At 55.9% G+C, this 13607-nt stretch carries 15 protein-coding genes; 7 read left to right on the top strand and 8 right to left on the bottom strand.

The genetic code is table 11. From position 1 onward, the window contains the following. Positions 1-29: 29 nt before the first annotated feature. Together GSF01_RS01980 and GSF01_RS01975 are read left to right on the top strand one after the other, a co-directional pair. The gene (locus GSF01_RS01980; RefSeq protein WP_159881353.1) at positions 30-749 is read left to right on the top strand and encodes a methyltransferase domain-containing protein; all 720 of its coding nucleotides are present in this window, start codon (positions 30-32) and stop codon (positions 747-749) included. An 80-nt stretch (positions 750-829) separates the two neighbouring features. Then, complete coding sequence (locus tag GSF01_RS01975; RefSeq protein WP_159881352.1) at positions 830-1027, top strand: cold shock domain-containing protein; 198 nt, start codon at positions 830-832, stop codon at positions 1025-1027. A 230-nt stretch (positions 1028-1257) separates the two neighbouring features. On the opposite strand, the gene GSF01_RS01970 is transcribed toward GSF01_RS01975, so the two are convergent. From GSF01_RS01970 to GSF01_RS01940, 7 genes are all read right to left on the bottom strand, one after another. After that, positions 1258-2061 carry a hypothetical protein gene (locus GSF01_RS01970; protein WP_159881351.1) on the bottom strand — a complete coding sequence of 268 codons (804 nt, stop codon included), beginning with the start codon at positions 2059-2061 and terminating at the stop codon, positions 1258-1260. Positions 2062-2242: 181 nt separating this feature from the next. Further along, the gene (locus GSF01_RS01965; RefSeq protein WP_159881613.1) at positions 2243-2911 is read right to left on the bottom strand and encodes a nitroreductase family protein; all 669 of its coding nucleotides are present in this window, start codon (positions 2909-2911) and stop codon (positions 2243-2245) included. Between the two features lie 164 nt (positions 2912-3075). Next, positions 3076-4170: an efflux RND transporter periplasmic adaptor subunit gene (locus GSF01_RS01960; protein ID WP_159881350.1), complete on the bottom strand. Its 1095-nt coding sequence runs from the start codon at positions 4168-4170 to the stop codon at positions 3076-3078. Between the two features lie 26 nt (positions 4171-4196). Next, a complete protein-coding gene (locus GSF01_RS01955; protein ID WP_159881349.1) occupies positions 4197-5570 on the bottom strand; it encodes an ABC transporter permease in 1374 nt (457 codons plus the stop codon). Continuing rightward, positions 5567-6259 carry an ABC transporter ATP-binding protein gene (locus GSF01_RS01950; protein WP_159881348.1) on the bottom strand — a complete coding sequence of 231 codons (693 nt, stop codon included), beginning with the start codon at positions 6257-6259 and terminating at the stop codon, positions 5567-5569. Before GSF01_RS01950 ends, GSF01_RS01955 begins: the two co-directional genes overlap by 4 nt. A 200-nt stretch (positions 6260-6459) precedes the next feature. Next, positions 6460-7650, bottom strand: a complete 1191-nt coding sequence (locus GSF01_RS01945) for an MFS transporter (RefSeq protein ID WP_159881347.1) — start codon at positions 7648-7650, stop codon at positions 6460-6462. Next, positions 7650-9011 (bottom strand): multi antimicrobial extrusion protein MatE, encoded by a 1362-nt coding sequence (locus tag GSF01_RS01940; RefSeq protein ID WP_159881346.1) that lies wholly within the window; start codon positions 9009-9011, stop codon positions 7650-7652. Before GSF01_RS01940 ends, GSF01_RS01945 begins: the two co-directional genes overlap by 1 nt. Positions 9012-9185: 174 nt before the next feature. Between GSF01_RS01940 and GSF01_RS01935 the strand changes: the two genes are divergently transcribed. The 4 genes from GSF01_RS01935 to pfkA all read left to right on the top strand — a co-directional run bounded on the left by GSF01_RS01935 (position 9186) and on the right by pfkA (position 12294). Then, on the top strand, positions 9186-9503 hold the full coding sequence (locus tag GSF01_RS01935) for a hypothetical protein (RefSeq protein ID WP_159881345.1): 318 nt from the start codon (positions 9186-9188) through the stop codon (positions 9501-9503). A 44-nt stretch (positions 9504-9547) separates the two neighbouring features. After that, entirely contained in the window at positions 9548-10153 is a 606-nt protein-coding gene (locus GSF01_RS01930; RefSeq protein ID WP_159881344.1) for a hypothetical protein, read from the top strand. Further along, positions 10140-11216, top strand: coding sequence for a tetraprenyl-beta-curcumene synthase family protein (locus tag GSF01_RS01925; RefSeq protein WP_235941223.1), 1077 nt, complete (start codon positions 10140-10142; stop codon positions 11214-11216). The genes GSF01_RS01930 and GSF01_RS01925 overlap by 14 nt, the downstream gene beginning before the upstream one ends. 112 nt (positions 11217-11328) lie before the next feature. Further along, the gene (gene pfkA / locus GSF01_RS01920) at positions 11329-12294 is read left to right on the top strand and encodes a 6-phosphofructokinase (RefSeq protein ID WP_159881343.1); all 966 of its coding nucleotides are present in this window, start codon (positions 11329-11331) and stop codon (positions 12292-12294) included. A 94-nt stretch (positions 12295-12388) separates the two neighbouring features. Here pfkA and GSF01_RS01915 read toward each other — a convergent pair whose 3' ends face one another. Continuing rightward, positions 12389-12838 carry a peroxiredoxin gene (locus GSF01_RS01915; RefSeq protein ID WP_159881342.1) on the bottom strand — a complete coding sequence of 150 codons (450 nt, stop codon included), beginning with the start codon at positions 12836-12838 and terminating at the stop codon, positions 12389-12391. A gap of 225 nt (positions 12839-13063) precedes the next feature. Here GSF01_RS01915 and GSF01_RS01910 point away from each other — a divergent pair, with 225 nt between their 5' ends. Further along, positions 13064-13597, top strand: a complete 534-nt coding sequence (locus tag GSF01_RS01910) for an NADPH-dependent FMN reductase (protein ID WP_159881341.1) — start codon at positions 13064-13066, stop codon at positions 13595-13597. Positions 13598-13607: the final 10 nt, after the last annotated feature.

The following is a 13607-nucleotide window of genomic DNA, read 5'->3' as shown; positions in this document are numbered from 1 at the left end:
CCCAGATGAGCTGAGGAGAGTGTTATGAGATGAGCGGAGAGTTGAAGCCTTATGAACAAATCGGTGTTGCTATGACATGCAGGTCATTCGAAGAGTATGTGCGCATGTTTGCACTAGAAACCGATCTATTAAGGAAGAGCGGACCTATCCTGGATGTGGCGGCGGGCGCATCTTCTTTTGTGGCGGAGGCTTGCGGCCGGGGCTATCAGGCGGTAGCTGCCGATCCGATGTATGCTTTGGAGCCGGAAGCTATCTACGAGCATGGCAGCAAGGAGATCGCGATCTCCACGGCGAAGCTGGGGGCCATAAAGGAGCAGTGCGACTGGAGCTACTACGGCAGTATCGACCGGCATCGGGCCAACCGGGAGGCTTCTTTGGAGCGATTCATCGCCCATTATCGGGTCAGCCAAGACAGCGGAGTATACGCGCAGGCCATGCTGCCGAGCCTGCCCTATCCGGACGAATCGTTTTCGCTGGTGCTGGTCAGCCACTTCCTATTCTTATATGAGGGCCAGTTTGACCTGACATTTCATCGGAATGCGCTGCGGGAACTGCTTCGGGTTTGCCGGAAGGACGGCGAGATTCGAATATATCCGATATTTACGCTCAAGTGGGAGCGTTATCCGTACCTGGCGGAGCTGCTAGATGAGCTTGGCGAAGAAGGGGTTCGCAGCCGTATAGTGGAGTCCAAATTGCCCTTTATTCCGGGGTCTAAAGAGGTACTTCGACTGACGTATGGATCGGCCTAGCCAAGTTGATTTATGCGTTTGCTGATGCTATAATCTTGGTATTCGCCCTCGATGGCGATACATCTAGGAGGTTGTTTTCATTGACAGGTACAGTAAAATGGTTCAACGCAGAAAAAGGCTATGGATTTATTCAAGTTGAGGGCGGCGACGATGTATTCGTTCACTTCTCCGCTATTCAAGGCGATGGCTTCAAGACGTTGGAAGAAGGCCAATCGGTCGAGTTCGAAATCGTTTCGGGCAACCGCGGTCCTCAAGCTGCTAACGTAATCAAGCTGTAAGAATCACACTAACTGCGATGCCCGGTGCGCTCTAGCGATCGGGATTGAAAACATATATCGTTGGGTAGTTGTCTTCTGCCGCATACAACAAGACAGATTCTAAGCCGCAAGACGGTTCCTGGAACAAGGTTTCAGGAACCGTCTTTTTTGATGGTTGCTCGCCTAAGCGAGCGCAGCTTAACTCAAGCACAGAAGCGTGCGAAAGGACTCCGGACAGGAGTCCTTTTCTTTTATGGCAATTGTGCTTGGGCCGAAGCCAGGATAGCGCTTATTTTATTTTCCAGGCCGACCAGGTTCTGCTTCTCTTTGTTGACCTGGCTGGATAAGGAGACGACGGAAGCCAACGTGCTGTGAGCGCTCTTGGCCTCTTTCCTTTGGACGGCTTGCTTGAAGGAGCTCCAAACGGGAGTCATGCTGGCTTCGATCGTTTTCACGGCGCCTTGCTTCGCTTTGATCTGGGCTTGGAGCGGCTCCACGCCCTCCAGGACGGTGCGTACTTTCTTCGCCGCTTTGGAAGCTTGTTCCTTGGCATTCTTCCATTCGGCCTCCTTGGCTCTGATGTTCATGCGGGCCAGCTGAACCGGAATTTTCATGGCATTGATCTGAAGGCTCAGTATACGGCTCAGTTCCTTGGTTCCGAGGGAGCGGGAAGCCTCCAGCTGTTTATTCAGCAGGGTGTATTGTGCGAACAGCGGGGCATAGCGGTCTTTGGAGCTTCGGACCTCTTGCTCCAGCCTGTCCAAGCGGGCGGCGTCTATCTGTTTAATCTGCTTGGTAAGCGAAGCTTGGGCTTCTTTGTTCTTCGCATTCACTGCTTTGAGCTGGCTGGTCAGCTCTGCATCTCGGCTCTGCAGCTGGACGAATTCGTTGTACAACGAGGTAAGCTTGTCTGCTTGACTGCGGTCGGCCTCGCTGATCGTTCTCTCTAGAGCTGTCTTGACTGTGGCCGTCAGCGTGATGGCGGCGTCTGCCGTAGGCAGTACGGAGAGCATAAGCACACATGCGGCCAAAAATACGGTTAGCGACTTACTCAAAGCGAGCATCCTCCTTCGGATCATGAAATAGGGAAATGTCTGCTCGCAGCCAACAAAAAAAGCACCGGCAAGAAAGGGCAAATGCCTTCTCTTACGGGTGCTTCCGTCGTAAGCGTGCGAGTCAAACCTATTAAGAACTACTATACAAGAAAATGCAATTTCCTGTCAAACCTGCAGGCCGTTAGTCGACGATCCGCAAAATGTCATCCACGGGCTTGCGAGGCAAGCGCGAAGGGCTTTCCATCGGGTGTCCGAGCGCGATGACCATGTTGATCTGACATTCCGGACGAATGTCCAGATACGTGCGCAGCCGGTCTTGGGCCAGAAGCACGGGACCGGTCATCGGACATGTAGCCAGCCCGCGAGCATGAGCGGCCAGCATCAAATTCTGCGAGGCCAGGCAGCTGCTCTTGATCCCTTCTTCGTCCCATACATGATCCGGCACCAATTGAACAGGGTCAAAGATTCGTTCACGGAACTTGGACTGATAAGGGGTAGCCAAGCAGACGATCAGTACCGGCGCTTGAGAGAAAGCCGTCGCATAAGGACCGAACGACTTGGTTAGCAAACGGGCTTCCTTGGAAAGACCCCGTTCGTCGGCTTCCCCGGCACGCTTGTGCAGCTCCTCCCAGGTAATCGCCTCGATCTCCTTGATTTTCTCGCGGTTCGTTATCGCGATGAATTCCCAGGTTTGCGAATTGGTATCGCTCGGCGCATAGCGGGCACAGTCGATCAACTCCCGGATATCCTCTACAGATACCGGTTCGTCCTTATACTTACGGACACTGCGGCGGTCCAGCAGTATGGTTTTAAACTCGTCATAGGCGAGCGTGCTTGTCACTTCGGTCATTGTCATTCCATCCTCTCCATGCCTGACGCCAAGGCCGTCCAGAAGCCGGCCGCGCCTCATGTCTCTTAGATCCCTATAATCGTTAGGACTTGGTGCTAAAAGCTACTGTTTATTATAGCGGTCGCAGACCAAAATGACAATCGCCGTTCATAAATGGTGGCCAGTTATTGAATGACCACGGTATCTCCTTCGTTCAAGCCTTCCAAAATCTCCGTTTTGTCCGGCGTCTCAACGCCAATCTTGACCACCCGGCGTTCGACGCTGCCAGGAGATGTCTCCAGCATCACATAATATTCATCCTTGTCCCGCTGGACCGCGAGCGTAGGGATGACGAGCGCTCCGCTTTTCTTATCCGTCTGGATGGAGGCGGTGAGACTGAGGCCTGCGATCAGCTTCTCATTCGGCTCGAGCGAGATAATAACCTCGAACTGGGCCGCTGCTCCGCTGGAGCCGTCGCTGCCCGTCTTGGCGAACTTGGACAGCCGCTCAACCTGGCCTTCCAGCTTCAGGCCCTTCAGGGCATCCACGCGGACCTCTACGGGCATCCCTTCGCTGAGCCGGAACAGATCGTATTCGCCGACAGAGGCCAGGAGCTGAAGCTGGGTCAAGTCGACGATCTTGCCGATGCGCTCGCCTTCCTTGACGGTTTTGGGTTCCTTTACCGCATCGAAAAGAAAAATGCCGGCTTCGGGAGAGGGGAATTGCGCCGCCTTCAGCTTCTCCGACTTCTCGTTAAGCTGCGTGCGGGCATGCTCTAGATTCAATCTGGCGACTTCCTCCTGGATCTTCCTGCTCTCGTTCTGCGCGAAGCGCTGCTTGGCGTCCGTCTCGGAGATGCCGGCGGCTTCCGCGCCCCCGCCGCCGCCGCCGACTGTCGCCTGAAATTCGCCCAGCCGAATCTCCATCTCCTGCTTGCGGGCCGCTGCCTGGAGTTCCGCGATTTCATTGCGCAAGGTAGTATCCACAAGCCGGAACAGCACGTCGTTCTTCTTGACCTGCTGGCCTTCCTTGACCTCCCAGGACTTGACGTCGCTCGCGAATGGGGCGTTTATGTAAGTTTCCTGACGATACGAGGACTTCCCCTTGACTTCGACGGTGCTTGATAAATCCTCCCGGGTCGCCTGAAATTTCAGGGCATTCGAGGGCTGCATGGCCGCTGTCTGGCTCCTGTCGGTCGGCCGGCTTTGCCAATACAATAATCCGGTCACGCCCACCACAAGGATAGCAGCGATGGCGATCAGCCATTTTTTTTTCTTCATGGTTATTACACCCCTAAGTTTGTCGGTTAGTCCCGCTTGATAGCTGTCAGCGCATCGGTGCGCGAAGCCTTAACAGCCGGGTAAATACCGGATAATACACCGGTCATGATGGCGAAGAACAAGCCTAACGGCAAAATCCAAGGGCTGATGAACAAGACTTCTTCAGCACTGGAGCCGGAATCGCCGGAAAATTTCATAATGACGATATTGATAGCCCAGATGACCCAATACGACGTAAGAATGCCGACAAGTCCCCCAAGCAAACCGAGCAGAGCCGACTCGATCATAAACATGTTGCGGATCTGGCCCAGATTGGCGCCAAGCACCTTCATGATGCCGATCTGGCGCCTGCGCTGATAGGTGGACATCGTCATGGCGACGACAATCGAGATCGAGGCGACGAATAGAATGAACAGGCCCGCGCCGCCGAACACGATGCGGACGATCGCAAGCTCCGACTGGAGCCGTTCCTCGTAGTGCAGGTTCGTTTCCACGCTCAGCTTCAGCTTCTGGAGCAACTGCTCCACTTCCTTGACATGGGAGCTTTCGGTTACTTTGACTTTGACCATGTCGTAGTCGGCCGTGGCGGTTCCTTCGCTTCCTGGGCGCGGCTTCCCGCCATTCATCTCCTGTTGGGCTTCGTAGAGTCGTTTGCCGAGCGAAGGAGAGACGTAGGCGACCCTCTGACTAGCGATCATGTCATCGGACATGCCCTCGGGTTTCTTGAGAATACCGACGACCCTTACGGGGATCGCTTTGCCCTCGCCGCTGAATTCGGTGTAGGACTGCGGGGTGAGCGTGACCATCTTCTGGTACATCGGGTAAGAAATCCTCATCTGGGCGCGCCAGGCCTCCATAGCCTCTTTCTCGTTTTCGTAGTTGACCGGCGTTCGGGAGGCTTGATCATCGCGAAGCCCCATGGTTGCGCCATAGCTTAGGATAATCGTGTTCTCCAGCTCGGAAGGCCCGCCCTGCTGCAGCTCGATGCCGAAGTCGCCCAAGGTATCGAGCTCCGTCGCGTAGATGTTGTAGAGCATGCCGCGCTTGTTATCGAGCTTCAGCTCGAAGCCGTTCAAGGTCCGGTAGGTTGAAATGGCCTTGATGTGCGGGAAGTTCCGCATCATGTCGATCTTGGCCCTGGTCAGCTCATAAGGCTTCGCGGCATTCGGGTCGCCTGACGTATCGGACTGAGGCCCGCTGCCGGCGCGCACCGAGATTTCATCCGACTTGAGAAAGTTATACATCCGCTGCTTGCTGAACTGGTTGATCGACTCCCCGAAGGAGAGGGCGACGATAATCGAGGCGGAGCCGATAGCGATCCCCATCGCGCATAGCGCCGTGACGACGATCCGGCGCTTCAGCTGATCCCAGCCGAGTCTTATGTAGTCGCGGAGCTTCATTCTTCCTCACCCGCCCATGCGTCATCCTCGACCAAATATCCGTCCCGCAGCTGGATCACACGCTGTGTTCGCCTGGCCACTTCCATCTCGTGGGTAACGATGACGAAGGTGAGGCCCAGCGTCTGATTCAGCTCGATGAGGAGATCGATAATCTCTTTCTCGGTTTTCGTGTCGAGATTACCGGTGGGTTCGTCCGCGAAGATGATGGCCGGCATCGTGACCAGGGACCTTGCGATACTGACCCGCTGCTGTTGACCGCCCGATAGCTGGGAAGGAAACATCTCCGTCTTGTCGCCAAGTCCCACCTTGGAGAGCAAGGACATCGCTTTCTCTCGGCGCAGCTTGGGCTTCATGCCTTGGAAGACGAGCGGGAGCTCGACATTCTCGCGCACCGTGAGATGGGTGATCAGCTCGTACGATTGAAAAATAAAGCCGATATGCGTACGCCGGAACTCGGCCAGCTGATTTTCGTTCATTTTCTCAATGGGACTTCCGTCAATGAGAATACTGCCGGACGTAGGCTTCATAAGTCCGGCCATCAGGTTCAGGAGCGTCGACTTGCCGGAGCCGGAGCTGCCGAGCAGGGCGACCATCTCGCCCTTGTTCACCTGAAATTGAATCTGGTGCAGGACCGGCGTATCTTCGGTGCCGTTCCTGAAGCTGTGTGACAGTTGATTTACCGCAAGCACGTGACCCCTCCGTATCGTGCGAAATATGGTGCTTCAAGTAAAGACGGGCGAAATTCGTCGAAGTTGCAAGAAATAGGAATCGTTAAGAAAAAATTAAGACTTCGCCGCCGGGCAAAGTAAAAAAGTCCCAGCCCATTCCTCTCCACAGAGTAAGACGAATGACGGGACAGAAACCCTGCACGGGTGACGTATTCGACCGGCTAAGCCTGAAAATCGTCGGCGCCTCGGGGTCCCGACTGCCGGGCATGAAGTACCAGAAAGCCGAGCAGAGCGACGAAGGCAAGCGCAGAGGCGGTGCCGTACATGGCCTGCGGACTCCATGTGTTGAAGATCCAGCCGCCGAGCGTTCCGCTGATCAGTCCGGCCAGACCCGACCAGGTCATAGCGAAGATGGCCTGGCCGCTCGCTCTATATTGATCCGGGATAGCGCTTTGGATGTAGCGGATGGCTGTGAACAGAAAGATGCCGAAGGAAACGGAATGCATCAGTTGGATGGCGATCGCCCACAGCGGATTTTCGACGAAGGTCATCAGCAAGAAGCGAATGGCATAGACAAGGCTGCAGACGGCCAGCAGCGGCAGCTCCTTGTAGCGGTGTCCGTATTTGCTAAGCAGAAAAAAGATCGGGATCTCGCTAATCGCCGATGCCATCCAGGACCAACCGACGACCGAAGGGCTGGCCCCCAGCTTCTGCAAGTAGAGCGCCAGAAAACCGTCATTCATGCGGTGGGCCGTAGATACGATCAGCAGGGTGACCAGAAAGGCAAGGAACGGACGCGACATGATGATCGGCACGAATCCGGAAAAGTCCGGCCGCTTGAACTGAGGGTCGCGGGCATCGCGCAGCATGGACGCTAATCCCAGCGAAAGGATGATCGACCCTAGCGCGAGCAGGGGGGTTACGCCTGCACCGAAGGTGCGGAGCAGCTCCCCGAACACGAGAGCGGCCGTTGCGAACCCGATCGAGCCCCAGACGCGGAAGGAGGCATAGCTTTTTTTCGTGCCGCTTACCGTGAGCAGTACCAGACTGTCATTCAGCGAGGTCATCGGCTGCTGGAAAAAGAAAAATCCGGCCATCAGCACCATCAGCAGCGCGAAGCCATCGACCCGGAACATGAAGAAGGCTACGAACAGCTGCCCGAGCAGAATGAGCAGCAAGACTTTCTTCACGGTCTGGTATTTATCGCTCATCAGCCCCCAGAACAGGTTCGAGACGATCCCGATCAACGGACCGACGGAATAGAGCAAGCCGATCTGAACGGTGGAATAGCCTTTATATTGAAAGTAAAGCGGGAAGTAGGAGGCGATAATGGCCGTCATCGTAAAAAAGGAAAAGGTAAACCCGCGGAGCGTCATGTCCTCGCGCGGGCTGGTGGGCTCTTCTGATTGCATTATGCTTCACTCGATTCTTTCGTTGGATTCTCTGTCTTGCGCGGTCCGAGAGCGGCTGGATCCAGTCCGGAGCGCCTAGCGGCCCGCAGGATCAGCCAGACGACGGAAGCTTCGGCGACCACGCCCAGAGACTGGGCCAGCGCGCCTACCATGCCGTTCCAGTAAGGTACAGTCAGCACGCAGGACAGGAGGACCACAAGGGTCGTGCACACGTTTGCAGCTTGCGACCATACCATGGTTTTCGTCTGGCTGCGAAGCATGAGCAGGCCGTTGCCGAAGTCCAGCCACGGAAAGATCAAGGTCAGCAGCATGAAGACGCGCAGCGTCGAGAGGCTTGCGTGCATGAGCCGTTCGTTCACGCCCATGACATGCTCCATGAACCAGGGTCCGACAGAGGTATAGGAGAGCAGCGCAAGCAGCAGGGTCGGAACCAGCGATACCATGATGGCGAAGCGAACGACCGTCGCCGCATCCTTGCGATAGAAATTCAAGACGATCTGGTGGATGTAGGAGAAGAAGCTTGTGACCAGAGTCGTCAGGCTGGCCGCAATGGCGAACGCTGCGACCGACAGCTGAATATCGCTCGTTTTCCCGAGAAATGCATTGATCGACGGAGACGCGATTATCGCAATAACCGACGAGTACAGAAGGGGCTTATAGAAGCCGAATATTTGTGCGGGACGGACGATGGGATGCTCCGGTTTTTTCTCCGGGATATGCCGCTTCAGAATCGACCTTCCTTCCCAGACGCTCACGATCGCCTCAATGACCATGCCGACCAGGAAAATAATCGCTCCGACCGCGCCGCTGGTAACCCCGGTATGGATGAAGTACAGCGAGACCAGATACATGCCCAGCAGCCGGATTCCCATGCCGATGGTCAGCCACTTGGTGCGCATATTGGAAATAATGACCCCGTGGAACAAGCAGCGGATTCCCGAGAAGATGCTGACGAACATCAAGATACGGAAGACGTCCATCATGGGACCGATCATGCTCTCGTCAGCGCCGAACACGCCGGTGAACAGCCAGGGGCCGACGGGGGAATAGCTGATTGCAAGACCGATGGCGAATATGGAGCCCAGCACGTAAAGGCTGACGATCGACATCGCCCGGAAGGAGACGCGGTCGCGGACCAGGGCCGAGCATGTCTGCCGCAGCAGCACGGCGGGTCTTTCCGTAATGCCGAGAATGCTCATGGGAAGCGCGTAGCTGGCGATGATGATCTCAGGGTGCTCGGAACGTGCGAGCGTACTGTTGATGATGACATGAGAAATGGTGACGAGACTCGCCGAGATGCCGAGCGGCAAGAAGAAAGCGAGCAGTTGTCTGAACGATATGCGTTGATGCTGTTCACTCATAGCGGTCCCTCTTTTCACACAGTTCTCACATTATAGCATGAACCGACAGAAGAGGGGGGAGAAAAATTTGACTCAGCACTGGAACGAAGGACCCGTTTCTGTTACATTAGTAGAAAAGCGTGCGCGCCTTTGGCAGTACTCAGATTGAATAGCGAGAAAAGGTGGTGCATCCGCATGACCGATGTTTTTGTGTGGGACGAACGGCTTGGCATACCGCTGCCGCAGCTCCCCAGGGACTTCGAGACCTATACGGATTCGGAGCAGGCAGCTATCCTGCTTCGCTGGGAAGAGATACGCGGCACCATCCCGGATCGGGTCAAGCAGATTGAGCGGGTCATTATTTTCAAGCAGGAGCAGTTGAACGTAGAGGATGACTTCGTTACCTCCTGCCGATTGAATAGCGAGATCGCCGATCTGGCCAGCACGATTAACGAGCTGCATCTCTGGTTCCGGGTTAACCAGGATATGGATGCCAGAGCAGCCCATCACTAGGAGCGGGCAAGGACTATAAGAAGCGGTAGCAGGGGGTTGGGACTTTGAGTTGGAGTGATAGCTTCGGCCGGATCGCCGCGCAGCTTGCGAGCCATCGGCCTTCCTTATATCCGGCTGAAGAGCTGGACGATTTGATTAGCCTGAAGATAGCCAAGCTTTCTGTCGACGGGTTTGCCGGCGAACGCCGCAGCTATGCGCTGGCCGTCAAAGCCGGGCTGCTGCTGCTTAACGAAAGTCTGGACGAGTCGCATGAGCTGTCGCAAGAGATCCATACAAGGGAAGGCAGCTACTGGCACGGGATCATGCACCGCATGGAGGGGGATTACTCCAATGCGGCGTACTGGTTTCGGATGGCCGGCGGGCATCCGGTGCAGGAGGCATGGAACAGCCGGGTTCGGGAAAAGCTGGCGGAAGCCGGTACGGACGGATTCGGCAGCGCATCGTTTGCCCGGCTGCTTGCGGACTGGGCGGGCGGCGGCGGCTTCTCTGCTGCCGGATTCAACGAACTGGTCGAGTTGCAGGTGACTAAACTGCGCAATGAACGCGCGGAGCAATGGCTGATGGATCTGCAGCGGGAAGAAATGCACCTCCTGCTCCAGCATTGCTACACGCAAAGCGGCGGGGGAGGACGTTGGTTTGAGTCCCCTTAAACCAAACGCTGCTGTCCCGCGGGGACCTTTCTCTTTGATTGCCCGGGTATACCGCTACGTGCTGCCAGAGGTCCGCGAGCAGCTCCGTTATTGGCGCGGGCGAGCGGATGAGATGCCGGATGCGGAATTGCGCAAGCAGGCTATCGACAGCATGACAAGCAAAGAGTTTCACTGCATTGGAGGAGCCGTGTATGCGGCGGCCAATCCCTCCATGCGGCATATGCTCATCCCGCTGATCGTAGCCTTCCAGACGATCAGCGATTATCTGGACAACCTGTGCGACCGCAGCACTTCGCTCGACCCGGATGATTTTCGCCGGCTGCATCAGTCGATGTTGGATGCCGTGGACCCCGCTGAGCCTCTTCACGATTACTATGAGTTCCGCGAGGAACGCGAGGATGCAGGCTACCTGAACGATCTTGTAAAGACCTGTCAGGCGTCGATCCGGATGCTGCCTTCTTACCCGCTTGTCGCCGCTTCGGTTCGCGAACTGGTCAGCTTATATGCGGATCTGCAGGTATACAAGCATATTCGCAAGGATCTCCGCGAGGAGGCGCTGCTCACCTGGTGGAATGCACACAAGGAACAGTTTCCCGCCATACAATGGAATGAGTTTGCCGCGGCAACGGGTTCGACGCTTGGGGTGTTCATGCTGTTTCTTGCCGCTTCAAGGACCGGGCTGCGGACGGAGACGGCGGCAGCAATTCGGGAAGCTTATTTCCCGTATATATGCGGGCTGCACATCCTGCTTGATTATTTGATCGACCAGGAGGAAGACAGGGCGGGCGGCGACCTGAACTTCTGCAGCTATTACGAGGATATGGATGCGACGGTGGACCGGATTGCCTTGATTGTTGAAGAGGCCAGGCGCAAGTCGGATACCCTCGAGCATTCGGACTTTCACCGCATGATTATTGAGGGGCTGCTGGCTTTGTATTTGTCCGACCCGAAGGTCAGCAGGCAGCAGGAGGTCAAGCGGATATCCCGCCGTCTGATGAAGGGCAGCCCCTGGATGCGTCTTTTCTTCCTGGTTAACAGCGTTTGGATTCGCAGAACGACTTGAACGACCGGGGGACGAAATGAGTTCACCAGGCTTCCGAAGCTGTTCAGGCTTGCAGCAGCGGCTCGGAAGCTAGCTATAGAGACAAGGCAACGAAGTTAAGGAGGAAACATTCATGACAGTAAAAAAAATAGCCGTATTAACGAGCGGCGGCGACTCGCAAGGGATGAACGCAGCGGTCCGGGCGGTAGTGAGAAGCGGGTTGTATCACGGACTAGAGGTGTTCGCGGTCCAACGCGGATTCGCAGGACTGATCAATGACGATATCCGGGAGATGGATCTGCGAAGCGTAGGGGACATCATCCAGCGGGGCGGTACGATTCTGCAAACGGCGCGATGTAAGGAGTTTACGACGGCTGAAGGCCAGCAGCTGGGAGCCGAAAACCTCCGCAAACGGGGCATTGACGGCCTGGTGGTCATCGGCGGGGACGGCTCTTATCAGGGCGCAAATAAGCTGAGCAAGCTCGGCATCAAAACGATGGGGCTGCCCGGCACGATCGACAACGACATTCCGTTCACCGATCTGACGATCGGCTTCGATACAGCTGTAAGCATCGTCGTGGATGCCATCAACAAAATTCGCGATACGATGAGCTCGCACGAGCGTTCCTCGGTCGTAGAGGTGATGGGACGTCACTGCGGCGATATCGCCTTGTATGCGGGATTGGCCAGCGGGGCGGAGACGATCCTCGTTCCGGAGGTGCCGTTCGATCTTGATGAGATAGCGACCCGGATGTCCGAAAATTTCGCGCTGGGCAAGCGTCACAGTATCGTGATCGTCGCCGAGGGCGTCGGCAAAGGCGAGGAGATCGCCAATGGCATTACGGCACGCAATGGCATCGAGCCTCGTGTTACGGTACTCGGACATATTCAACGCGGCGGAGCTCCGACGCATAACGACCGTATACTGGCCAGCAACCTGGGCGACTTCGCGGTACGCAAGCTGATCGAGGGAGAATCCGGCAAGGGCTGCGGAATTATGAAGGGCGAGCTAGTATTGACGGATATGGATAAAGTAATCAGCACGAAGAAAGAATTTAATATGGAGCTGTACGAGCTGGCCAAGCGCTTATCGCAATAAGCCGGGTGCCTGCAGCGCCAGATAGCAAAAACGGAACCCTCTTTGCGCGAGGGTTCCGTTTTTGTTAGGAGCGAACTGCTTGATTTTCCTCTACTTAGGCCCGTTCCGACTTCCGCAAGGCATCCAGCAGCTCGGAGGTCGGGCGATTGCCTTTGGCCGCGTGGACGATTCGGCCGTCCCGGCCGATCACGTAGACGACCCGCTGCTGACCTAGCAGCCCCCATAACGTTTCGCCGACGTCATAGGCGCTGCGAATGGTCTGGTCGGCGTCGGAGATCAACGGAAAATCATACTGGAACTTACGGGAGAACGCCAGATGGTCTTCCAGCGAACCAGGATTAATACCCAGTACGAGCGTATCGAATTCGGCATACTGGGCTTTGGAATCGCGAACGGCGCATAGCTGCTTCGTGCAGATCGGCGTCTCATCCTTTGGGTAGAAGATAAGCACGATCGGCTGCTTGCCGAGATACTGCTCCATCTGGATGGTCCCCCGCGTGCTTTCAGCCGTAAAGCCGGGGGCGGGCGTGCCGGTAGCCAGCATCGATGTCTCCTCCTTTTTGAACCGGGAAGGGCTATGGCCCTAGCTGTTCCTTCTATTGTACGTGATGGGAAGAAAGCGCTGCAACTTAAGGCTCGCAAACTTCTCAATTCGATAGGAATGCTTGCCAACCGATCCGGTTTTCGGTAGGATTGGAGTGCAGTTAAGGGGACCGGTGAAGTGCCGGATAGGATGCACATATGAAGCTAATTAGGAGGTACATAGAAGATGAACATCGCGATTGTGGCCGGCAGCAACCGGCGGGAGGCGACGAGTACCAAGCTATGCCGGTATATAGCGGAGGTATTGACCTCGAAAGGCGCACAGGTGGAGCTGTACGACTTGTACGAAAGACCTCTTCCGTTCTATTGCAGCGACGATGAGCAGGTGAGCGAGCCTGTGGAGGCTTGGAAGGCATGCCTGAACCGGGCGGATGCGATCGTCCTGGCAACGCCGGAGTATCATGGAAGCTTATCGGGTGTTTTAAAAAACGCGTTGGATTTTGCCGGTTTCGATCAATTCGATGGCAAGCCGGTTCTGTCGGTGTCATCGGCAGGAGGAGCGGTAGGCGTCAGCTCCCTGCAGCAGTTGCAAACGATAGTGCGCAATGTGCACGGAATCAACTGCCCGGAATGGATATCGATCGGGGGCGCCCAGCGCCAATTTACAGCCGAAGGCGAGCCGGAGGATGCGAAAACCCGTGAGCGTATTTTGCGGACGGTAGACTATTTCATCAAAATGACGGGGCTGCTTCGTTCGTAAAGCAAGGAAA

The sequence above is a fragment of the Paenibacillus puerhi genome, from assembly GCF_009846885.1.
GTDB classification, from domain to species: Bacteria; Bacillota; Bacilli; order Paenibacillales; family NBRC-103111; genus Paenibacillus_G; species Paenibacillus_G puerhi.
Note: the sequence above shows the minus strand (reverse complement) of the source record. Positions and strands in the feature narration are given on the sequence as shown.

Bases quoted from the DNA above. Each gene is read 5' to 3' on its own strand.
- GSF01_RS01965 (WP_159881613.1), bottom strand. From the start codon at position 2,911: ATGACCGAAGTGACAAGCACGCTCGCCTATGACGAGTTTAAAACCATA.
- GSF01_RS01955 (WP_159881349.1), bottom strand. From the start codon at position 5,570: ATGAAGCTCCGCGACTACATAAGACTCGGCTGGGATCAGCTGAAGCGC.
- GSF01_RS01935 (WP_159881345.1), top strand. From the start codon at position 9,186: ATGACCGATGTTTTTGTGTGGGACGAACGGCTTGGCATACCGCTGCCG.
- GSF01_RS01945 (WP_159881347.1), bottom strand. From the start codon at position 7,650: ATGCAATCAGAAGAGCCCACCAGCCCGCGCGAGGACATGACGCTCCGC.
- GSF01_RS01910 (WP_159881341.1), top strand. From the start codon at position 13,064: ATGAACATCGCGATTGTGGCCGGCAGCAACCGGCGGGAGGCGACGAGT.
- GSF01_RS01980 (WP_159881353.1), top strand. From the start codon at position 30: ATGAGCGGAGAGTTGAAGCCTTATGAACAAATCGGTGTTGCTATGACA.
- pfkA (WP_159881343.1), top strand. From the start codon at position 11,329: ATGACAGTAAAAAAAATAGCCGTATTAACGAGCGGCGGCGACTCGCAA.
- GSF01_RS01960 (WP_159881350.1), bottom strand. From the start codon at position 4,170: ATGAAGAAAAAAAAATGGCTGATCGCCATCGCTGCTATCCTTGTGGTG.
- GSF01_RS01940 (WP_159881346.1), bottom strand. From the start codon at position 9,011: ATGAGTGAACAGCATCAACGCATATCGTTCAGACAACTGCTCGCTTTC.
- GSF01_RS01915 (WP_159881342.1), bottom strand. From the start codon at position 12,838: ATGCTGGCTACCGGCACGCCCGCCCCCGGCTTTACGGCTGAAAGCACG.